This window comes from Chryseobacterium daecheongense (assembly GCF_003729955.1).
GTDB classification, from domain to species: domain Bacteria; phylum Bacteroidota; class Bacteroidia; order Flavobacteriales; family Weeksellaceae; genus Chryseobacterium; species Chryseobacterium daecheongense.
Genome location: NZ_RJTX01000004.1, coordinates 810,701 through 832,256, shown reverse-complemented (window position 1 = coordinate 832,256; position 21,556 = coordinate 810,701). Strand labels below are relative to the sequence as shown.

18 protein-coding genes are annotated in these 21,556 nt (G+C 36.8%); 2 read left to right on the top strand and 16 right to left on the bottom strand.

All coding sequences use genetic code 11. The features are described from left to right. Positions 1-88: 88 nt before the first annotated feature. Positions 89-268, top strand: a complete 180-nt coding sequence (locus EGI05_RS18270) for a bacteriocin-like protein (RefSeq protein ID WP_407936038.1) — start codon at positions 89-91, stop codon at positions 266-268. Between the two features lie 41 nt (positions 269-309). On the opposite strand, the gene EGI05_RS17155 is transcribed toward EGI05_RS18270, so the two are convergent. The 14 genes from EGI05_RS17155 to EGI05_RS17090 form a co-directional block, all read right to left on the bottom strand. Continuing rightward, entirely contained in the window at positions 310-1,302 is a 993-nt protein-coding gene (locus EGI05_RS17155; protein ID WP_123264232.1) for an enolase C-terminal domain-like protein, read from the bottom strand. Between the two features lie 2 nt (positions 1,303-1,304). Then, positions 1,305-1,928, bottom strand: a complete 624-nt coding sequence (locus EGI05_RS17150) for a hypothetical protein (RefSeq protein WP_123264231.1) — start codon at positions 1,926-1,928, stop codon at positions 1,305-1,307. 25 nt (positions 1,929-1,953) lie between these two features. Next, entirely contained in the window at positions 1,954-2,469 is a 516-nt protein-coding gene (locus tag EGI05_RS17145) for a tetratricopeptide repeat protein (protein ID WP_123264230.1), read from the bottom strand. Beyond that, entirely contained in the window at positions 2,456-3,154 is a 699-nt protein-coding gene (prfH, locus tag EGI05_RS17140; RefSeq protein ID WP_123264229.1) for a peptide chain release factor H, read from the bottom strand. The genes EGI05_RS17145 and prfH overlap by 14 nt, the downstream gene beginning before the upstream one ends. Before the next feature lies 1 nt (position 3,155). Then, positions 3,156-3,701 carry a nucleotidyltransferase domain-containing protein gene (locus EGI05_RS17135; protein WP_123264228.1) on the bottom strand — a complete coding sequence of 182 codons (546 nt, stop codon included), beginning with the start codon at positions 3,699-3,701 and terminating at the stop codon, positions 3,156-3,158. Positions 3,702-3,815: 114 nt separating this feature from the next. Next, entirely contained in the window at positions 3,816-5,207 is a 1,392-nt protein-coding gene (locus tag EGI05_RS17130) for an RtcB family protein (RefSeq protein ID WP_123264227.1), read from the bottom strand. A gap of 478 nt (positions 5,208-5,685) precedes the next feature. Next, on the bottom strand, positions 5,686-6,177 hold the full coding sequence (locus EGI05_RS17125) for a hypothetical protein (RefSeq protein ID WP_123264226.1): 492 nt from the start codon (positions 6,175-6,177) through the stop codon (positions 5,686-5,688). A gap of 59 nt (positions 6,178-6,236) precedes the next feature. After that, complete coding sequence (scpA, locus tag EGI05_RS17120) at positions 6,237-8,354, bottom strand: methylmalonyl-CoA mutase (RefSeq protein WP_123264225.1); 2,118 nt, start codon at positions 8,352-8,354, stop codon at positions 6,237-6,239. Between the two features lie 155 nt (positions 8,355-8,509). Further along, the gene (locus EGI05_RS17115; RefSeq protein WP_123264408.1) at positions 8,510-10,624 is read right to left on the bottom strand and encodes a prolyl oligopeptidase family serine peptidase; all 2,115 of its coding nucleotides are present in this window, start codon (positions 10,622-10,624) and stop codon (positions 8,510-8,512) included. A gap of 81 nt (positions 10,625-10,705) precedes the next feature. Beyond that, positions 10,706-11,383 (bottom strand): hypothetical protein, encoded by a 678-nt coding sequence (locus EGI05_RS17110; RefSeq protein WP_228428635.1) that lies wholly within the window; start codon positions 11,381-11,383, stop codon positions 10,706-10,708. 72 nt (positions 11,384-11,455) lie between these two features. Further along, positions 11,456-12,541 (bottom strand): peptide chain release factor 1, encoded by a 1,086-nt coding sequence (gene prfA, locus EGI05_RS17105; RefSeq protein ID WP_123264224.1) that lies wholly within the window; start codon positions 12,539-12,541, stop codon positions 11,456-11,458. A gap of 157 nt (positions 12,542-12,698) precedes the next feature. Next, positions 12,699-15,533 (bottom strand): alpha-amylase family glycosyl hydrolase, encoded by a 2,835-nt coding sequence (locus tag EGI05_RS17100; RefSeq protein ID WP_123264223.1) that lies wholly within the window; start codon positions 15,531-15,533, stop codon positions 12,699-12,701. A gap of 231 nt (positions 15,534-15,764) precedes the next feature. After that, positions 15,765-16,046 (bottom strand): hypothetical protein, encoded by a 282-nt coding sequence (locus EGI05_RS17095; protein WP_123264222.1) that lies wholly within the window; start codon positions 16,044-16,046, stop codon positions 15,765-15,767. A gap of 94 nt (positions 16,047-16,140) precedes the next feature. Further along, complete coding sequence (locus tag EGI05_RS17090) at positions 16,141-17,748, bottom strand: fumarate hydratase (RefSeq protein WP_123264221.1); 1,608 nt, start codon at positions 17,746-17,748, stop codon at positions 16,141-16,143. A 138-nt stretch (positions 17,749-17,886) separates the two neighbouring features. Here EGI05_RS17090 and fumC point away from each other — a divergent pair, with 138 nt between their 5' ends. Beyond that, positions 17,887-19,281: a class II fumarate hydratase gene (gene fumC / locus EGI05_RS17085; RefSeq protein WP_123264220.1), complete on the top strand. Its 1,395-nt coding sequence runs from the start codon at positions 17,887-17,889 to the stop codon at positions 19,279-19,281. A gap of 73 nt (positions 19,282-19,354) precedes the next feature. Here the strand turns inward: fumC and EGI05_RS17080 are convergent, their stop codons facing one another. Next, positions 19,355-20,071, bottom strand: a complete 717-nt coding sequence (locus tag EGI05_RS17080; protein WP_123264219.1) for an ABC transporter ATP-binding protein — start codon at positions 20,069-20,071, stop codon at positions 19,355-19,357. Between the two features lie 4 nt (positions 20,072-20,075). Further along, positions 20,076-21,542 carry a DUF5687 family protein gene (locus tag EGI05_RS17075; RefSeq protein WP_123264218.1) on the bottom strand — a complete coding sequence of 489 codons (1,467 nt, stop codon included), beginning with the start codon at positions 21,540-21,542 and terminating at the stop codon, positions 20,076-20,078. Between the last annotated feature and the right edge of the window lie 14 nt (positions 21,543-21,556).

Here is a 21,556-nt window from a genome sequence, read left to right as displayed (position 1 = left end):
TTTGTAATAAGAAATTTTATATCTTTCAATGTAAAAACTACAGAAGTCTAAAACATATAAAAAATAAGACAACCAAAAATAAATATTTATGAAAAATTTAAAAAAATTAACAAAAAAACAATTGAAATCAATTAAAGGTTCGGGAGGATGTACATTGGTAAGACCTGCCTCGAATTGTGAGGAGTGGTGCTTATATATGACAATGGGGGAAGCTGCGTGTCTAAGTGCTCCAGCATTTCCATTAGACTGTTATGATCCTTGCGAGTAAAATATAAAAATCGGTTGTTTCAAAGATGAGACAACCGATTTTTATTTTAACTCTATTCCTAATCCTGATTTTCCGGACAATATTATTTTCCCGTTCTCCACAAAATTTCCGGTTGCATAATCATTGGAGATAAGGTTGGCCCCGTCAAGATCTGAATAGTCCACAAGTCCTGTCAATACACATCCTGCAGAAATTCCGACAGAGGATTCCGTCATACAGCCAATCATTATTTTGTATCCTAATTCTTTTCCTTTCCGGATCATTTCCAAAGCCGGAGTTAAACCTCCGCATTTCATCAGTTTTATATTAATGCTTTTATAGTAAGGAATAAGTTCATCCAAAGATTCTATATTCTGGCAATCTTCATCCGCCATCCAATTGGCAAACCCTTCTTTTTTTAAAACCTCGTACTGATCGATCGGCCTTGGCTGTTCCAGATAAGAGAATTGTTGGACTTTTATATTTTCCTGCAACCAAATACAGTCTTCATCTGTAAAGCTTGCATTGGAATCCAAGGCTATATTTCTGTTCAATTGCAGAAGTTTTTCTACATCATTTTCATTCAGTCCTTTGCATTTTACTTTGAACTTGTTCCATTGACTGTTTTCAATTTTTCTGATTTGTTTATCAATTTCATCAACAGAAATGGTAATGGAACTTTCCACCAGATTTTTGTGGGGAATATTATTCAACTCAATAAAACTTTTGTTTTCAAGTTTTCCAAAAAGATCCCAATACGCACAATCTAAAGCGGACAGTAAAAAGGGATGCAAATTCAAACTTGAAAGAAATTGAAAAAAATCCTTGGGATGAATGATCGAATGAGTTTCAATCCGGGATTGAATTTCTTTTAATGTCGAAACAAAGGTTTGCAGATTGATCTGATAATAATCAATGGCTACACATTCTCCGTATCCTTTAGAGCCTTGATGACATAACTCTATGAGCAGTGCCTCTCTTTTATCATAGTTTCCGTAAGCAATAGAGAATGTTTCTTTTAATTGGAGTTGTTTTATAGTAAAATTGATCTTCATACTTAACTTATCCAATGATCAAATGTTCTCACTTCTATCCATTTTCCATCTACTTTTTTATAAATAGCTGTGTATCCTCTTCCGTTTAAATATCCACAGGAAAATGAATGTTGAACAACACACTTTGTTTTATCTTTATTGAAAAAAGGCACTGAAAAGCTTTGCATACATTTAATCCCATATTTTTTATGAAATTCTGTCCAAAAATCACTTTTCCTATTTTGGCTCAATTTAAAAAGTTCTTCATCCGTAGTGAATTGCAGGTTCTTACTTATTTTATTTTTATCAAATTTGAAGTTCTTAAATATCTGCATTTCATTCCGATAATAAGCAGAATCCTTACTTATAAATATTGAATCATAATTCAATCTGATACCAAATCCGGGTGGAGGTGGAGGCAGTTCAGATGTATTTATTGGTATTTCTAAAGAAATGGGCATCAAGGAAATGTTATAAACATATGAGTCTGTAAATTTTTCTTCGGATTCTGTTTCACTAATCAATTGGTTTAAAACCTCATATTTCAGATCTAAAGTTCCATCTTTAGGAATCACCTTTTCTTTTCTATTTTCACTTTTCTTACAAGAGACTACTATAAGCAGGAATAAAAAAATAATGTGTTTCATAACTTAAATCTACAAAAAAGGAGACTTATTTCGTCTCCTTCTCGGTTTTATTTTGTTTTTTCTTCGGCATTTTTGACTTGATAAATTTTTTACGATCTCTTACTAAATCCAGACTATATATTGTGAAGCAATATTTTTCTGCCTCGTTCAAAAATTTCAATGCATTAGAAAAGCTTCCTCTTTTCTCGGAAAGTAAAGATCTGTAAAGCCATATTATTGATTTATCTATTCCTTTTATTTTCAATGAGTATTCAATTAACTTTTCGGCTTCTCTCAAGTCTTCGTTATCCAATAGACATTTAATATAATATTGAGGTACATTTAAATTCGTCATGTCACATTGCATAGCCTCTTCAAAATAGAGTTTGGCTTTTTCAAAGTCATTCAGCATTTCACTGTAGATTCTTCCCATCAGACAAAGGCTGTCTGCATCTTCCGGATCATAAGACAACGCATAGTTTAACGCTTCCAAACAATCAGGAAGGCTGTATGGATAATTATCTAAAGCTTCAAAGTAGTATTTATTTTTAGTTAAGGTCATTGTTGTAGTTTTTTAATTCATTTTTCAGAGCATTTCTTTGCTTTTTGAAAGATTTGTCCTTGTAATTCTTTTTAAAATCTGTTCCGGAAAATGTACGGACCGGGTTTCCCCTCTGCACCTGCAAATGGTTGTTCCAGGTTTCCTGCATTCTTTTTTCCAGTTGTTGAATATGTAATCCCATTACTTTTTCCTTTAACCGGATAACGGAAAGCTTTTTGTTCTCCAACTGTGAGCGGGAATCCTGTACGAAAACACTTTGTCCCGTCGGAATATGGGTAGCCCGAACAGCAGTGTTTACTTTATTCACATTCTGTCCGCCACTTCCCTGGCTTCTCGTTGTTTGAAACTGGATATCTTTTTCATTAAAATGAATCTTCTCCAATCCTTCCATTTCAAAAATCCCGATAAACCAATTGCTTCTTTTATGCAATTTCCGGAATGTACTTTTTCCGACCCAACAGATACTTCCCAACCAGCTTTTCAAAAATTGAGATAACTTTTCTCCTTTTAAAAGCAGGCTCACGGATTTCAATGTCAGGTTTTCATCACCATTTTCACGATGAATGATTTCGTACTCTATATGATTATCTTTTATTTCCTCAAGAAAGACCTTCAGAATTTTGGCAACTACCCATTGACATTCCAAAGGTCCTCTTCCTGAGGTAATCTGTATTAATTTTTCCATTTTATTTTGGCATTTCACTTAATCTGGGGTGGCCAACCGGATCAATTCCCTTTTCCAATAAATCTTTGGCAGCCATTACTGCCCAACATTTATCATTGGAATGAATATTTCTGTAGAATGAAAGTAGAACTTCAGGTTTTACCACAGTAAATCCATTGGATTCCACAGTTTCTAAATCGTTTCTTTCAAAAAAATCTATAGTAATCCTGTGAGATTTTCCATTTTCAATTTCCACCGTTTTCTCATACCTGCGGAAGTTTTCTTCGCTCGGCAAGTGATCATAGCGTGTCCAAACTTTTTGAAAACCTTCCTGCTGAAGAATAATGACAACTTCAGCTACATTTTCTTTTTCTACAAAAACATCAATATCTTTATGATCGTGGGCATGCTTATATTCGGTATGTCCTGCTTCAGACATAAAATGCCACGCCCAGCCGCCAGATAAAATGATTCTATGTTTTAATTTTTCTAAAATTTCAAGTCCGTGCCTGATTCTGAATTCCGGCCAGACTTCACCGTATCTTTTTATATTATGTGGTGCTCCCATTTCTTTAATTTTAGTTGTTCGTACTTGACCATTTCGAACGAAGCAAGTGAAGGGCGAAATCTTTGAGATTCTTCATTACACTCTGCTTCATTCAGAATGACATAACGGATATTATTATTTATCCATTCTTACAATTCTTGGCTGAAAGGTTCCGAGGATATCTACTAATTCACTTTGTGCATTCATGACTTCATTGATGTCTTTGTATGCCATCGGAGCTTCTTCTGCATTGCCCCCCATCAAAATGACATTTTTTAATTTTAATTCTTTTTTGATGTCATTTTGAGTGAACAGACTTCTGCATTCTCCTCTTGAATGAGCTCGTCCTGCGCCGTGTGAGGCAGAATTCAACGATTCTGAATTTCCTTTTCCGCGGACAATAAATCCTTTTGCCGTCATGGATCCGGGAATCATTCCCAATTCATTTTCATTGGCCGGAGTTGCCCCTTTCCTGTGAACGATCACCTCTTTTCCGTTATGGATCTCTTTCCATGCGAAATTGTGATGATTCTCGATTCTTGCTTTGACTCTTCCGCCAACTGCTCTTACCAGTCTTCTGTGAATATCGTCATGACAGGCTGAAGCATAATCTCCTGCTAAATTCATTGCCGTCCAGTATTCTAATCCGAGATGGGTATTCAAATCCAGCCAAGCAAATTGTTGTGCTTCCTTAGGCAACGGACATTGTTCTACCGCAACCCGTGAATAATATTGGGCTATCTCTGCTCCCAATCCTCGCGAACCGCTGTGTGAAAGAATTCCTAAATATTTGCCTTGTGGCAATCCTATTTGTTCGTCTTCTTCAGTGATTTCCACTTCTCCGAATTCCACAAAATGGTTTCCGCCACCGGAAGTTCCCATTTGTTTAACAGCTTTTCCTTTCAATCTTCTCAAAATCGGAATCATATCAAACGTATCTCTATCGAAAATTTCATGTTCCCCATGAGATTTATGCGTTTCATACATCCCGAATTTGGTATGTTCAGCCAGTGCTTTTTCATATTTATCTTTAGCACCGTCCAGATATGAAATTGGCGTATCCAAAATACTAAGGCTCATTCTGCAGCCTATATCCATTCCTACCCCATAAGGAATTACCGCATTTTCCACTGCGAGAACTCCCCCGATTGGAAGTCCGTAACCGCTGTGTGCATCGGGCATTAAAGCCCCCTGAACAGACACCGGCAATTTTAAAGCAGTATACAACTGATTCTTTGCTTCTTCTGAAATATTGTTCCCGAAAATCTGAAAAGAGGCTCGTTGAGTATTCAACATTCTTTTTTCTGTTTTCTTTGAGGATAGCAATGCTTCTGCAATCTGTCCGAAGGTTAAGTCTTTCTCAAAACCCTCCGGATTAATCAATATTTCTTTTAAAAGAGATTTCACATAATGGATATTCTTCGTTGCAAAATTTCTTTTCATTACTTCCAAAGCGATGTTTACACTTTGGTTGTTTGGATAGCCTAATTTTAATATATCTTTTCCTTTTAGTTTTAAATTTCCCATTGTTTTTGTTTTAAAAAATCAGATGTGAGCGTTTAGAAGTTAATTTCATATCTCTAAAAGACACATCAATATCAATTCAACTAAAATATTAGTTGAAAATAATCATTGTCATTTTGAAATACTTAAGAAGACGTCAGAATGACAAATTAATTGAATATTAAAAGGATTTCGGGAAACTAAGTTTGAAATATTGCGCAATAAAAAACCCGAAATCTCTATGACTCCGGGGTTTGATATTTCATTATACTGTTATTCTAAGAATGTACCATACCACGAAGCCTTACCACCATAAGCGGTAATCCAACTGTAGAATTCTGATTAAATCTGAACATTTGCTTCGTTGTTTTTTAAATGGTTAAACTTTATTTTCTGGTGCAAATATATTAATTTTTCTGAAACTCAAAATTTTTTATTTGCAAAATAAAAAGCCTGAACAAAATATTCAGGCTTTTCTTCTACTTTTCTATATGCTTTGAGATCAGTCTTCTGATCCCTGACTGTCCATAGGTTCATCCATTCCTTTACTTCCGGATGTATATACTCTTTCGGAACCCAAGAAATATAGGTCGTGCCTTGCTTTGGCAATGATTCCGTTGTACACTTCCTCAGACATCCCTTCCGGTGCTTTAGATTCGGATTGTTTTCGGTATACTTCTATAGCTCCGTTTTTATCAAGAATTGTTTTTGCTCTTTGCGCATCATCAGCAGTATCCGCATACACTATGATATTGTTTTTTCCTACGCTTTCTTTTTTGTAGGCTTCTAACATTTCTGTATCATGGGCAAAGATGAAATCCCAAAAATTTCTCGTCTTCACGTCATCTTCGTAATGACCATCCGGTGATCCGTCTTCCAGCTTTGATTTTGAAACTATAATATTTGCCTTATCAAAGCCGTTACTTGCTAAGTCTCTTTTAATTTCCTCTGTATCTACAGTAGCAGGAAATACTGAAATTACTGTATAAGCCATAATGAAATTTTTCAACAAATAATGCAAAAATCATACAGCTTATACTTTATAAATGTTAATTAACTTAAAAATTTTTCTAAAATATCCACTGCACATTTTGGCAGATTGGTTCCCGGGCCAAAGATGAAATCGGCTCCGTTAGCATAAAGGAATTCATAGTCCTGCTGAGGAATTACCCCTCCCACAACAATGGTAATATCATCTGCGCCAAGCTTTTTCAATTCTTCTACTACCTGTGGAACTAAAGTTTTATGTCCTGCTGCTAAAGAGGAAACTCCTAAAATGTGGATATCATTTTCTACAGCTTGTTTTGCTACTTCTTCAGGAGTCTGGAACAATGGAGCCACATCAACGTCAAATCCCATATCGGCAAATGCGGTGGCAACTACTTTCGCACCTCTGTCGTGACCATCCTGTCCCATTTTGGCAACCATAAGTCTTGGGCGACGTCCTTCTTCTTCCTCAAATTTTTGAGTTAACTGAAGGGCTTTTTCAAAATATTCGTTTTTACCGGCATTCATGGCGTATACTCCAGAAATTGTTTTAATGTTGGCTTTATATCTTCCGAAGCTTTCTTCCATAGCATCGCTCATTTCTCCCAAAGTCACTCTTCTTCGAGCCGCTTCAATGCATAATGCCAGAAGATTACCTTTTCCTGTTTTTGCACTTTCACGGATTTCGTTCAAGATCTGTTCAACCGCTTCGGCATTTCTTTCTGCTTTTATGGTATTTAATCTTTCGATCTGCTTTCTACGAACTTCGGTATTATCAATATCTAAGATCTCAATTTCGTCTTGTTTTAATGATGATTTGAATGAATTCACTCCAATAATGAATTCTTCACCGCTATCAATTTTGGCCTGTTTTCTTGCAGCAGCTTCTTCGATTCTCATTTTAGGAATTCCGGCTTCAATGGCTTTGGTCATTCCACCTTCCTGTTCTACCTCATCAATGTATTTCATCGCTTCTTCAATCATCTGTTGGGTAAGGCTTTCAATTAAATGGCTTCCTCCCATTGGATCCACCACATCACAAATCCCACTTTCCTGCTGTAAAATGATCTGCGTATTTCTTGCAATTTTTGCAGAATAATCTGTCGGAAGTGCAATCGCTTCATCTAGCGCATTGGTATGCAGGGATTGTGTTCCCCCCAAAGCAGAAGATAAGGCTTCAATTGCTGTTCTGGTGATATTATTGAAAGGTTCCTGCTCTGTTAAAGACCATCCTGAAGTCTGAGAATGTGTTCTTAAAGCCAGAGATTTTGGATTCTGAGGATTGAATTGCTTTAAAAGGTTCGCCCAGATGTATCTTGCTGCACGCATTTTAGCAATTTCCATGAAGTGATTCATCCCGATTGCCCAGAAAAATGATAGTCTTGGCGCAAAATCATCCACATTCATTCCTGCTTTTATCCCTGTTCTTACGTATTCAAGGCCATCTGCCAAAGTGTAAGCCATTTCCAGTACGGGAGTCGCTCCGGCTTCCTGCATATGGTATCCTGAGATAGAAATTGAGTTGAATTTAGGGATATTTTGAGAGGTATATTCAAAAATATCGGCAATAATTTTCATGGAAGGTGCAGGTGGATAAATGTATGTATTTCTTACCATGAATTCTTTCAAAATATCGTTTTGGATAGTTCCCGAAAGTAATTCCTGCTTTACTCCCTGCTCTTCTGCAGCTACAATGTAGAAAGAAAGGATGGGCAAAACGGCACCGTTCATTGTCATGGAAACGGAAATCTGATCCAAAGGAATTTCGTTGAAAAGGATCTTCATATCTTCTACGGAATCAATTGCTACTCCCGCTTTTCCAACGTCTCCTACTACTCTTGCGTGATCTGAATCGTAGCCTCTGTGTGTTGCCAAGTCGAATGCTACAGAAAGTCCTTTCTGTCCTGCTGCTAAGTTTCTTCTATAGAATGCATTGGATTCTTCTGCTGTGGAAAAACCTGCATACTGACGGATCGTCCAAGGCTTTTGAACATACATGGTGGAATAGGGGCCTCTTAAATAAGGTGCTATTCCCGGTGAGGTTTCCGTTAAAGATTTGTCTTTAATATCTTCGGCAGTATAAGACGATTTTAACTGTAAACCATCCTTTTCAAATGGATAGATCTCTGTAGTGTGTTTGGCTATGCTAAATTGAGGAGTTTTGTTCTGGATTTCCCTTCTCATTCTTTCGGATTTATTACAGTGCTAAAATTACGGATTTTTGCATTAATATTTTTGCGTCAATTTTTGAAGCAAAAAGGCGAAATTGCAACATTGCAAAATCGCCTTTATCATTAAGTTAAACATTTGCTTTGTCGCTTTTTTGCGATCCAGCTTAGTTATTTTTCTAATTTTTTAATTCCCATTTCGTAAAGGGCGAAGGAAAGTCCATCTGAACTTTCACTAAGGATTTGTTCTGTTGATCTTCCTGCTCCATGGCCTGCATCTTTTTCTATTCTCAGTAAAATTGGGTTATCACAACTTTGTTTCTCCTGCAATTCTGCGCCAAATTTAAATGAATGTGCAGGAACTACTCTGTCATCATGATCACTTGTAGTGATCATTGTGGACGGATAACATGTTCCTTTTTTCACATTGTGTAAGGGAGAATATGATTTCAGATATTCAAACATTTCCTTATTATCTTCTGCCGTTCCATAATCATATGCCCATCCTGCTCCTGCGGTAAATTTATTATATCTCAACATGTCTAAAACTCCAACTGCAGGAAGTGCCACTTTTGCCAAATCCGGACGTATGGTCATTGTGGCTCCTACAAGTAATCCTCCATTCGAACCTCCTGATATTGCCATAAAGTCTTTGGATGTATATCCTTTATTCTGTAAATATTCTCCTGCCGCAATAAAATCATCAAAAACATTTTTCTTCTGAAATTTAGTTCCTGCATCATACCATTTTTTTCCATATTCTCCTCCTCCGCGGAGGTTTGGAACGGCATAGATACCGCCATTTTTCATCCAGATTGCATTTACCACTGAAAATCCAGGCTGTAAACTAACATTGAAACCTCCATAACCATAAAGGATTGTCGGATTTTTACCGTCAAGCTTTGTTCCTTTTTTATAATTGATCATCATAGGAACCTTTGTTCCGTCTTTTGAAGTATAAAATACCTGCTCCGAAACGTATTCATCCGGGTTGAAATTCACTTTTGGTTTTTGGTATACCTCTGATTTTCCAGAATCTGCGTTGAATTTATATATTGTTCTTGGCATGATATAATTGCTGAAAGAAAAATATAATTCTTTTTCTTCTTCTTTTCCTCCAAAACCTCCAATACTTCCTTTTCCGGGAAGAGAAATTTCTCTGATCAATTTTCCTGTCTTGTCAAATTGTTTTACCTTATCTATAGCATCAATCATATATGTTGCAAAGAAATAACCACCTCCTGAAGAAATTCCCAATACGTTTTCTGTTTGCGGAATTACGTCTTTCCATGTTTCGGGAGAAGGATTTTTAATGCTAGTTTTCACCAGACGCATATTCGGAGCGTCCTTATCAGTAAAAATGAAGAGATCATCTCCTTGCGTATCTACAATACTGGCATTGATGTCAAACCCTTTATTAATCTGAACAAAGTCCCCTCCATTTTTTAAATCTTTAATATATAATTCATTCCCGTTAGTTGCATTGGCTGCTGAAATAATAAGGTATCTCTGATCTTCAGAAACTGATGCACCAATATATCTGCGAGGTGTTTTTTCTCCTCCGAAAATCAATTTGTCTTCAGATTGCTTGGTCCCTAATTTATGGAAGTATACTTTATGCTTATCCGTCATTCCGGAAAGCACGGTTCCTTCTTTTGGTTTATCATAGCTTGAATAATAGAACCCTTCATCTCCCTGCCATGAAATTCCGCTGAACTTTACATCCAGCAAGGTTTCATCGATCTGTTTTTTGGTAATAGCATCAATAATAATGATTTTATTCCAATCGCTTCCACCTTCAGAGATGGAGTAAGCCGCAAGGTTTCCTTTTTTATTGAATGACAGATTGGAAAGAGAAGTTGTTCCTTTTTCCGAAAATTTATTGGGATCAAGAAATACTTCTGTTGCTTTCGTTTTGTTGTTGGTTCTGTATAAAACAGACTGAGCCTGTAACCCATCGTTTTTGTAATAATAGGTATAGCCCCCCTCTTTGAATGGCGCTGAAATTTTTTCATAATTCCAGATATCGCGCAACTGATTTTTGATTTGTTCTCTGAAAGGGATTTTAGAAAGGTAATTCTGGCTATATGCCACTTCTTCATCTACCCATTTTTTGGTTGCCTCCGAATCATTTTCCAAATCTCTGAAAGGGTCTGCTACTGCAGTTCCGAAATACTTATCTGTCTGACTTCCTTTTAATGCTTTAGGATAACTCATCATTTTTTGTGAATAGAAAGATGCCGAAAACAAAACTCCGGCAGTTAATAAAACAGGTTTGATATTCATATTAATCATTTTCTCAAAAATACATAAAGTAGTGAAATAAAAAAAGTTCCGATTACTGGAACTTTTTTAGGTTGATTTCAATTATTCTTTTGAACCAAAACTGTCGAAATAGAAGTCCGACAAATTAGTGACAATCTCATCCGGGCTTCCATTCCAATAATAGATCTTATTATTTTCTTCGAGTTGATATAAGCTGAACTCTTGATCGGTAGTCACAATTTTATCTGCATTTTTAAAACCTTGAACTACCTGAGTCAAATATTTTTTAAGTTCTTCCGCTTTAACTTTTCCAGGATCTCCTTTAGGTCCTGCATCTAATTTCGATGGTACTTTAAAGCTTACCGTATAAGTTATTTCAGCTATTTTTTGCCCTTCAACATATTCATTGGGAACGATTTTCACATTTTTTATCTTCAGGCTTCCATTTCTAAAGTTTCCGAATATTGCTCTGAAGTAATCTTCTGCTTCTTTTTTGCAGGCTGAAGCAGTGGAAGCGGGAAAAACCGCCAGGAAATTTTCGGTAGTTGTTTTAATCATATCTTCTGATGTTTCCTTAAAATTGGCCTGATAAGCATCTCCTCCTTCTACGGTTGGTTTTAAATATTCATTGAGTGTGCGTTGTGCCGACTCATCATTTTTTAAGAAAGTGGCAAAGAACAATTCAAATACTTCAGCAGGCTTTTTCACTTCTGTCTGTGCCATAAGTTGCTGTCCTGTCATTGCCAGCAAGAGAACCAGAATGATTTTAAAATTTTTCATAATATATATTTAAGATTTTAATGTTGATGTTATTAAAAAAGGCCCTTGATGAACAAGAGCCTTAGATATTTTTTATAAGCTTTCCTCCTCTCCTTTCATCTTCTCTGCATTTTCCGCCATGATTACCGCGTCTATCATTTCAGAAATATCTCCATTCATATAAGCGTCGAGATTATACATGGATTTGTTGATCCTGTGATCGGTCACCCTTCCCTGAGGATAGTTGTATGTTTTGATCTTTGCAGAACGGTCTCCTGTAGAAACCATTGTTTTTCTTTGGGCTGCAATGTCTCCCTGAACTTCCTGTAATTTGATATCGTATAATTTGGCACGAAGCATTTCCATTGCCAATTCACGGTTCGCTAACTGGGAACGGGCCTGCTGACAAACCACTACAATACCTGAAGGCTTATGTGTAAGCTGAACTTTTGTTTCAACTTTGTTTACATTCTGACCTCCTGCTCCTCCTGAACGCGAAGTCTGCATTTCGATATCCGCCGGGTTGATCTCTACATCCACTTCTTCAGCTTCGGGTAGAACCGCTACTGTAATGGCGGAAGTATGAACTCTTCCTTGCGATTCCGTTTCAGGGACACGCTGTACACGGTGAACTCCGGATTCGAATTTCATAATTCCATATACGCCTTCACCTTCTACTTTCATGATCAATTCTTTGTAGCCTTTTGCCGCTTCATTAGAATCAGTTACTTCATGTCTCCATCCTTTTGCTTTGAAATACATGCTGTACATTCTGTAAATATCTTCTACAAAGATTGCTGCTTCATCCCCTCCTGTTCCAGCACGTAATTCCACGATTACGTTCTTGTCATCTGCGGGGTCTTTCGGGATCAGTAATACTTTCAATTCTTCTTCAAGTCCCGGGATTTTATCCTGAGCTTCAAGTTTTTCCATTTTGGCAAGGTCTACTAAATCTCTGTCTGAACCGTCAGCAATGATTTCATCAGATTCTGCAATGGTATCCAAAGCTCCTTTGTACTGATCATATACTCTAACAATTTTCCCCAAATCACTATACTCTTTATTCAAAGAAGAATATCTTTTTTGATCTGAAATCACATCAGGCTGTATAATAAGGTCTGCCACCTCATTATATCTTTGTTTTATAGCTTCTAATTTTGGAATTAATGACTTAGACATTGTAGAATTTTTGTGGGTGCAAAGATAAGAATTATTAATTCAATTTAAAACTCTTATCATTTTCTGATGGAGAAAGTCTTCTGTAATTCATCATTTCAAAATAAAAGAGAGACGATTTCTCCATCATCTCCCTTTCTTTTATTAAAAGGTTAATTAGCTATTGAACAATCATTTTCTGGATAGCCATTCCTGTTTCGGATTTTAAATGTACCAGATAAGTTCCTGCCGGATAATGGGCTTTCAATTCGTAAATTCCATCCTCATCCTTCAATTTAAATGAATCCATTTTCTTGCCGCTTACATCATAAATGGTAATTTCTCCATTCTTAGCCTTATGATAAATTAATTTTATCAATCCATTTTTCACAGGGTTGTCTGCTATCTGAAGAGATAATTTATGGGCAGCATTTTGATCTATTGTAGATAATGCCCCCGTATAGTTTCCAAAAATCCTGAATTCTCCCGGCTGAAGTGTAATAGGAGCTGTTGTGGATGCTACACTTAATATAGTATTATCCATTAGGTTCTGCCATTGCCCTGTGTATGGGAAATAAGGAACAACATCTTTTGCCACGGTATTATAATTGGCTAGAACCACTACATTTTTAATTCCTGCAGCTGCCGGATCATATACATATATTCTTGTGATCAGTCCATCCGGATCATTGGTAAGATTGTTAGATTCTACACTGTATGTTTTGGATTTAAATACCTGGTTAGCATTTCTGATATTGATAATTTTTGCCCATGTATCATAAACCGCTTTTCTATTGACATTCGTATCATACCCTAAAGTGAAAGCCACTGGTTTTTCATCTGTTCTGCATCCATTGTTGATGGAACCGTCCGCACACCTGTTGATGCTGAATTCATATCCCAGTTCTCCAAATTGCCAGATCATTTTAGGACCTGGAATCGTGAAGAAAGTAGCTCCGAAAGTTTTCATTCTTTCCAATGCCGTATTTAAGTTTTTAACGTCATATGCTCCGCTTACGGCACCATAAGCAAGATTTTTATACATCAATCTTTCTTCATCGTGGCTTTCTCCATATCCTACAGCATGCATATTAGTGAAGCCGTGAAGCTCATGATCCATTCTATCATAATTGCTGTTATCTTTATACCCCATTGTATTTTGATTGTAAGGATCGGTCTGTTTATTCCAAAGCATTACGCCTTTTCCTTCCGCAATTCTGTAATTGGCCCACTGCTGTTCTTCTGCATCTGTTCCCAAATGTTCAAAAATCATATAGGAATTAGGATCAATTGCCCATTGTCTGTCTGCATAATATTTCATAATATCCACTCTATCCTGCTGATAAGCATTGGTACACGTTTCATCATTGGCTGAACAATTTTGAGTAAATCCTTTTGTTAGATCCCAACGGAATCCATCAATATGATATTCTGTTAACCATTGCTGTAAAGACCTTTCAACATAATATTTGGTTGCCGCACTGGTATGGTTGAAGTCATTGAAAACATTATAGGAATGCTTCGGAACCTGATTAAAGTAAGGGTTATTGGCTGCTACATCTCCATAGCCGTCTCCGTCCGGATCAATATTCCACAATCTTACCAACGGTGATCTTCCTGTAGCGTGATTGAATGCAATATCTAAAATAACGGCAATTCCATTCTGATGGCACAGATCTACAAATTCTTTGAATTTTTCCGGAGTTCCGTAAGCTTTATCCAGTGCATAGTGGAAAGAAGTATTATACCCCCAGGAAAGATTGCCTTCGAATTCCATAATCGGAAGAAGCTCTATTGCATTGATGTTAAGGTTCTTTAAATATGAAATCTTGTTAATTAAAGACTGCCAGTTTTTTTCCTGTGTAAAATCTCTCAGTAGCAATTCGTAAACTACCAGATTTTCTTTGTTTGGTCTTTGGAAGTTAGTCACTTGCCAATTGTATGGGGTTTGTGCCGTTTTAAACATAGAAACCTCAAATCCCTGTCCTGCAGGAAATGCCGGTAAACCAGGATATGTAGAAGCAGATATCCATTGATCATCATAAGAGGATAAAATCTGCGGAGAAAAAGGATCTGCCACTTTTCTCAGATCATTTGTCTTATACTGAAAAGTATATAATTGTGCCGCAGTAAGTCCGCTCAGTTCAATCCAGTATAGATCCGGATTGGCGGTATCCCTTTTCATCAGGTAGGTGTCATTCACTGTCCAGTTGTTGAAGCTTCCGATCACATGAACAAAGTTTTTATACGGAGCATACAAAGCCAACCCTACTTTTGTATTGTCTGTAGGATGATAATTAATTCCTTGTTTTATCCATGCAGGAATTGCTTCAGAAACCACATTTCTGGCTTTATTCAAAATGAATGTCGCATTTTTGGTAATAGATGTTGAAGCATCCGTAGCAATAAGCTCCATAGATGCGTCATCAGCAAGAAAACTGTAGGCATATGAGGTAGAGGGCGTGGAAGTTGAATTCACAACCACTCCGTTTGCTTTCAGCTGGAATGTTGCATTAACATTGGTGGTCGCAGTGATATTGATGGAATTTCCTGCCGGTACAGATGTTACACTGTTTGCTAAAGGATTTGTTAAATTTAAACTCAACATTCCCACATTCACGAAATGATCTGCGGTTTGATGTGCTCCTGTTTTATCTTTCAACAAAAATCCAAATCTGCCGATTCCTGTTCTGTTAAAAAAAGTAGTAGGAGTAAAAGTTAGAGAATAAGTGTCTGTTCCTGCATTGTAAGCCAGTCTATTGGCTTCATTAGAATTGTTCCAGCTTCCATTGGTAGGGCAATCCTGACTGTTGTTAAAATTGGTATCCAATGACCATGACCATATATAAATAGCATTCCCTGTGACACCCCATGCAGATTCATCAATCTGGTTTCCGGGAACACTTAATGTGATCTGATTCGTTTCATTGAATGGATTTGGTGTAATGGTATAGCTGATCTGCCCGAAAACGAGAGCCATTACAAACAGCAGTATACCAGAATAAAATTTCTTCATAAAAGTTTGTTTTTTTAATATTTTAATACGAATGTAATTTATTTTTTGAAAATAATTGATTCTGAGTAAAAAAAATAAACTTTTACACAAAGATTAAAGACACCTATTCCTCTCTCTTCTTCAAAAAAGAAAGAAAACAAAAAACCACTTACAAAAGTAAGTGGTTGATATATGTTGTTTTGCTTTGATATTACTTTTTCAGAATTCAGGTGAAAAAGCAATGACAATCAATTAATGATGATGTCCGTGACTATCGTGTAAGAAAGGACCATTTCCTTTAGGTTCATTGTAGATCACTTCTACACCTTCCTGCTCATAAATGTTTTTTCTTCTGATCTGTTCAGGATCGAAAGGTTTTACTTTTCCAAAATATTCTTTCAAACCTTCAGTTAACCACATAGGGATTACTAATCCGAAGAACATAAAGATACACCAGAATCCCACTAAGAACATGGTGAAGAAAAATATCGTCCAAATGAACTGATAAAACGGCCAAAATGCTGATAACATCATTTTTCTTAAAGATTTTAGGCAAAAATAGAACTTTTTTCCTTTTCACACAAAAGATAGAAGCCCTATTTTTTAATTTATTTTGATTTTAAACTAATTAGTGAGCAAGATCTGCAAAGAAATCGTTTCCTTTATCATCGGTGATGATAAATGCAGGGAAGTCCTTCACTTCAATTTTTCTTACGGCTTCCATTCCTAACTCAGGGAAGTCTACCACATCTACGGATACGATATTATCTTTTGCCAAAATAGCAGCAGGCCCACCAATAGATCCTAAATAGAATCCTCCGTATTTGTTGCATGCATTCGTCACATCTTTGCTTCTGTTTCCTTTTGCCAACATGATCATACTTCCGCCATGGCTTTGGAATTCATCTACATATACATCCATTCTTCCCGCAGTTGTAGGCCCAAAACTTCCTGAAGCCATTCCTTCCGGAGTTTTAGCAGGTCCGGCGTAATAAATCGGATGGTTTTTGAAATATTCCGGCATTGGTTTTCCACTGTCAAGAATTTCTTTGATTTTTGCGTGGGCAATATCTCTGGCAACAATTAAAGTTCCATTTAGCTTTAATCTTGTTTTGATTGGATATTTGGAAAGCTCCGCCAGAATTTCAGGCATTGGTTTGTTCAAATCAATCTCAACGGCTTCTTCCAGGTGCGGCGGAGTATCCGGTAAAAATCTTTTGGGGTTTTGTTCCAACTGCTCAAGGAAAATTCCTTCTTTTGTAATTTTACCTTTGATATTTCTGTCTGCAGAACAGGAAACTCCCATTCCGACAGGGCAAGAAGCCGCGTGACGAGGGAGTCTGATCACTCTTACGTCATGAGTAAGATATTTACCTCCGAACTGCGCTCCAATAGCACTTTCCTGGCAAATTTTCTGCACTTTAGCTTCCCATTCCAAATCTCTGAAGGCTTGTCCTGCTTCATTTCCTTCAGTAGGAAGATGATCATAATATTTAGCAGACGCTTTTTTCACCGCCGCCAAATTGGCTTCAGCAGAAGTTCCCCCAATAACCAGTGCTAAGTGGTACGGCGGGCAAGCCGCCGTCCCTAAATCTGAAATCTTTTCTTTGATAAATTCTTCAAGGGATTTTTCGTTCAATAAAGATTTCGTCTTTTGGTAAAGGAATGTTTTATTGGCAGAACCTCCTCCTTTTGTCAAAAATAAAAACTCGTAATAATCCCCTTTTTTAGCATAAATATCGATTTGCGCAGGAAGGTTTGATCCTGAGTTTTTTTCATCAAACATCGTTAAGGGAACTACCTGAGAATATCTTAAGTTTCTTTTTTGATAGGTATTATAGATTCCTTTGCTTAAATACTCTCCATCATCAACTCCTGTATATACATTCTCTCCTTTTTTTCCCATTACAATAGCTGTTCCCGTATCCTGACAAGAAGGTAAAGCGCCTTCTGCAGCCACTGCAGCATTCTGTAACAAATTATAGGCAACGAATCTGTCATTATCTGTAGCTTCAGGATCATCAATAATTCTTCTAAGGCTTTCCAGGTGAGAAGAACGAAGCATAAAAGAAACGTCTGCCATAGCTTCTTCGGCCAATAGCTCAAGACCTTTCGGATCTACAGTTAAAATTTCCCTGTCTCCCAGTTTCTCAACTTTTACGTAATCTGATGTAAGTTTCTTATACACCGTATCATCTTTCTGAATCGGATACGGATCCTGATATCTAAATTCCATTTCAATTTTTTATTGGTGCAAAAATAAAACATACATAAAAAAACATGAGTAAAATCAGTGACTTACATTGATATTTATAATGATTATAAATTGCAAGGTTTTCATGTTATGAGTAACTTTATAAAAATTTCAATCACAATGAATTACAGAATAGAAAAAGACACCATGGGAGAGGTGCAGGTTCCTGCTGATAAGTTCTGGGGTGCACAAACGGAACGCTCAAGAAACAATTTCAAGATTGGTCCGGAAGGCTCTATGCCGCACGAAATCATCGAAGCATTTGCGTTTTTAAAAAAAGCGGCGGCTTATACCAATACTGATTTAGGTGTTCTTCCTGCTGAAAAAAGAGATATGATTGCCAAAGTATGTGACGAAATCCTTGAAGGTAAATTGAACGATCAATTTCCATTAGTGATTTGGCAAACAGGATCAGGAACACAGTCGAATATGAATGTGAATGAAGTTATTTCTAACAAAGCACATGTGAATAATGGTGGCGTTTTAGGAGAACAGTCTGAAGTTCACCCGAATGATGATGTAAATAAGTCTCAATCTTCCAACGATACCTATCCGACGGCCATGCACATCGCTGCTTATAAAAAGGTAGTAGAAGTAACGATTCCTGCTGTTGAAAAATTAAAAAATACTTTAGCAGAAAAAGCTAATGCATTTAAGGACATCGTAAAAATCGGCAGAACACACTTAATGGACGCGACTCCTTTAACATTAGGACAAGAATTTTCTGGTTATGTAGCTCAATTGGAGTTCGGATTGAGAGCTCTAAAAAATACACTACCTCATCTTTCAGAGCTTGCATTAGGAGGAACGGCAGTAGGAACTGGCTTGAATACTCCAAAAGGCTATGACTTGAAAGTAGCTGAATATATAGCCAAATTCACTAATCTTCCCTTCATCACAGCTGAAAACAAGTTTGAAGCTTTGGCGGCACATGACGCTATTGTTGAATCTCATGGAGCTCTTAAGCAATTGGCTGTTTCACTGTTCAAAATTGCACAGGATATCAGATTACTGGCTTCAGGACCTCGTTCCGGAATCGGGGAAATTTATATTCCGGAGAACGAACCGGGATCATCGATTATGCCAGGAAAGGTAAATCCAACTCAAAATGAAGCTATGACTATGGTTTGTGCACAGGTGTTAGGTAATGATACTACCATTTCTTTTGCAGGAACTCAGGGGAATTATGAACTGAATGTTTTTAAGCCTGTAATGGCCTATAATTTTTTACAATCTGCACAGTTAATTGCTGATGCCTGCATTTCGTTCAATGATCATTGTGCTGTTGGAATTGAACCTAATCATGAAAGAATCAAAGAATTGGTAGATAAGTCTTTAATGCTTGTAACTGCTTTGAATACCCATATCGGCTATGAAAACGCGGCAAAAATCGCCAAAACAGCTCATAAAAACGGAACTACCTTAAAAGAAGAGGCCATTAATCTTGGGTTATTGACGGCTGAACAGTTTGATGAATGGGTAAAGCCTGAAAATATGGTGGGAAGCTTGAAATAATGATTTTAGTAATTATAGATTAAATGTTAGAAAAATCCCCGGAAAAATTCCGGGGATTTTATTGGGTGTTTACCTAAACCGCAGAAACAGAAACCTGATCTGCAAAATACTGTTCAAGTTCACGTAATGTTTCCGGATTGGTTTGGATGTCTTTTACCAGCAGTCCTTTATTCACTACGACAATTCTGTTACAAACTTCCGTCGTATGGGATAAATCGTGACTGGAAATCAGGAATGTAACTCCATCCTGTTTAGATAATTCTTTAATCAGGTTTTTCAGTTTGATTTGTGTGGAAGGGTCGAGATTGGCAAATGGCTCATCCAGGATAATAATTTCAGGGTTTCCAATGATTGCCCCAACAATCCCTACTTTTTTCTGGTTTCCTTTTGATAAATCACGAACATATTTTCCGGAGTTTAATATTTCTCCATTGAACAGATCATGAAACTGTTTCAGAAATTCATCCACTGTTGCTTTGTTTTGGCCTCTCAGCTCTCCGATGAAATAAAAATATTCTTCCGGAGTGAGATACCCGATCAGGAAAGTATCATCTACAAAGGCAGAAACTTTACTTTTCCATGCTTCCGATTCACTGACTTTTATTCCGTCTATGCTTACTGACCCCGTGGTTGCCTGGATAAGATCAAGCATTAGACTGAAAAGGGTTGTTTTTCCAGCGCCATTATTCCCAACCAGCCCGAAAGTTTCTCCGTTTGGAATTTCAAGGTGTTCAATATTAAGAACAGTAGCCGTTCCGTAAGTTTTGGATAGATTATTTATAGTGATCATTGTATTATTTATTAGATTTGAATGCATCTAAAGTACTGTACTTCTCTGCTTTATATTGTTTTACGATAATATCAAAGATTTTTTCCCGGAATAAGAATCCGATCAAGCCTAAAATAGCGATACTTACCACTCCTCCAGTCATTCCGAAGAAATATTTTGTTATCCCGAAAACAGCCATCGGCAATAGCATTTTAGGAATTAATAACAAAAGTGCTTTCATGCTGAAACTGTTTTTCTGTCCTATTCTTTTTTCTTTGGAATTCAGATCGATCTGGGTTTTATTGAAAGCTCCGGACCAAAGGGTAAACTGTGAATTCACTCCTATATTATAAAGCCCGGCCGCAAAAAAAGTAACATACAATTCCCATCCGAAATATACATAAAACAAAGCCACAACAATGGATACGGCAGTTATGATATTCATCAACCACCATTTTGCTTTCAAATATTCCTTGTAGGGAACATTCAGCGTCATCATCAAAGGGTAATACGAACTATCGAAAGACGGAACCCTTTGCCCGAACATAAACTGAAAACCTCCGGTAACAAACAATCCCATGAACATCATCATATAAGACGTTTTATATATAGGAGACGTAAAAATCAGCAATCCGTAAAAAATGAACAGAAAGCTTCCCAGTAAAACACCTTTGGTAACCTTATTCCTTCTCAGCATTTTAACGTCGTTATTAATAAAGCTTCCCAATACACCATATTTATTTAAAAAAGCTATATTCTCTGTTTTACCTACGGTTTTCTTAGCTTCAAGCCCCTGATCAAGATAAAATTCCTGGTACACATGCCTGAAACATATTCTCCACAATCCTAAAAACAGTATGATGGATAGCACCGCAAAATAAGGTCTCTCATAAAAGTTATAAAAGAATTTTTCCGAGTATGATAATAACGGAATAATATTATAATAGGTAAGAATTCCCAATACCGTAAAAATACTTCCCACTACAATGGCAATGGTTTCTTTGTCGTTAAAAAGGATATTAATAAAATTGTTGAGATAAAAGAGTAACGAAGCTCCTACCAGCCATGTAAAGGTTCCTAACACTCCATAGCCATTGAATAAACAAATGCCTGCGAAAGTGATCAAAAAGAAAGAATTCAGCCAGCTGAAAGCCGATAAGAATGTTTTGACCAGCATATAATTGACCAATGTTTTTTTGGAAACATTCAGCGTCAGAAAAGGCTTAATATTCTGAGTAGGCATTTCCTGCCAAAGGTATTTAAAGACAAGATCCAGAACCCATGCAATGATTAAAAACCTGGAAACAATTTTCAAAGGGTCTGTGTGCATTTCTTCCTGCACGTAATAAAAGGCCCCGAATGCTCCAGCCACTAAACATGCAATGAAATAAAAAATCCCCATAAACCGGAGAATTTTCATGGCAAGATTAATTCCTACTGAAGAACCACGAAAAAAACTTTTTATTTCTAATCTGAGGAACTTAAAAAACATAGTTTACTTTTTTA

Excerpts from the sequence above, each read along its gene's own strand:
- fumC (WP_123264220.1), top strand. The coding sequence starts at position 17,887 with ATGAATTACAGAATAGAAAAAGACACCATGGGAGAGGTGCAGGTTCCT.
- prfA (WP_123264224.1), bottom strand. The coding sequence starts at position 12,541 with ATGTCTAAGTCATTAATTCCAAAATTAGAAGCTATAAAACAAAGATAT.
- EGI05_RS17135 (WP_123264228.1), bottom strand. The coding sequence starts at position 3,701 with ATGGGAGCACCACATAATATAAAAAGATACGGTGAAGTCTGGCCGGAA.
- EGI05_RS17095 (WP_123264222.1), bottom strand. The coding sequence starts at position 16,046 with ATGATGTTATCAGCATTTTGGCCGTTTTATCAGTTCATTTGGACGATA.
- EGI05_RS18270 (WP_407936038.1), top strand. The coding sequence starts at position 89 with ATGAAAAATTTAAAAAAATTAACAAAAAAACAATTGAAATCAATTAAA.
- EGI05_RS17155 (WP_123264232.1), bottom strand. The coding sequence starts at position 1,302 with ATGAAGATCAATTTTACTATAAAACAACTCCAATTAAAAGAAACATTC.
- EGI05_RS17125 (WP_123264226.1), bottom strand. The coding sequence starts at position 6,177 with ATGGCTTATACAGTAATTTCAGTATTTCCTGCTACTGTAGATACAGAG.
- EGI05_RS17080 (WP_123264219.1), bottom strand. The coding sequence starts at position 20,071 with ATGATCACTATAAATAATCTATCCAAAACTTACGGAACGGCTACTGTT.
- EGI05_RS17110 (WP_228428635.1), bottom strand. The coding sequence starts at position 11,383 with ATGAAAAATTTTAAAATCATTCTGGTTCTCTTGCTGGCAATGACAGGA.
- EGI05_RS17090 (WP_123264221.1), bottom strand. The coding sequence starts at position 17,748 with ATGGAATTTAGATATCAGGATCCGTATCCGATTCAGAAAGATGATACG.
- EGI05_RS17150 (WP_123264231.1), bottom strand. The coding sequence starts at position 1,928 with ATGAAACACATTATTTTTTTATTCCTGCTTATAGTAGTCTCTTGTAAG.
- EGI05_RS17075 (WP_123264218.1), bottom strand. The coding sequence starts at position 21,542 with ATGTTTTTTAAGTTCCTCAGATTAGAAATAAAAAGTTTTTTTCGTGGT.
- scpA (WP_123264225.1), bottom strand. The coding sequence starts at position 8,354 with ATGAGAAGGGAAATCCAGAACAAAACTCCTCAATTTAGCATAGCCAAA.
- EGI05_RS17130 (WP_123264227.1), bottom strand. The coding sequence starts at position 5,207 with ATGGGAAATTTAAAACTAAAAGGAAAAGATATATTAAAATTAGGCTAT.
- EGI05_RS17145 (WP_123264230.1), bottom strand. The coding sequence starts at position 2,469 with ATGACCTTAACTAAAAATAAATACTACTTTGAAGCTTTAGATAATTAT.
- prfH (WP_123264229.1), bottom strand. The coding sequence starts at position 3,154 with ATGGAAAAATTAATACAGATTACCTCAGGAAGAGGACCTTTGGAATGT.
- EGI05_RS17100 (WP_123264223.1), bottom strand. The coding sequence starts at position 15,533 with ATGAAGAAATTTTATTCTGGTATACTGCTGTTTGTAATGGCTCTCGTT.
- EGI05_RS17115 (WP_123264408.1), bottom strand. The coding sequence starts at position 10,624 with ATGAATATCAAACCTGTTTTATTAACTGCCGGAGTTTTGTTTTCGGCA.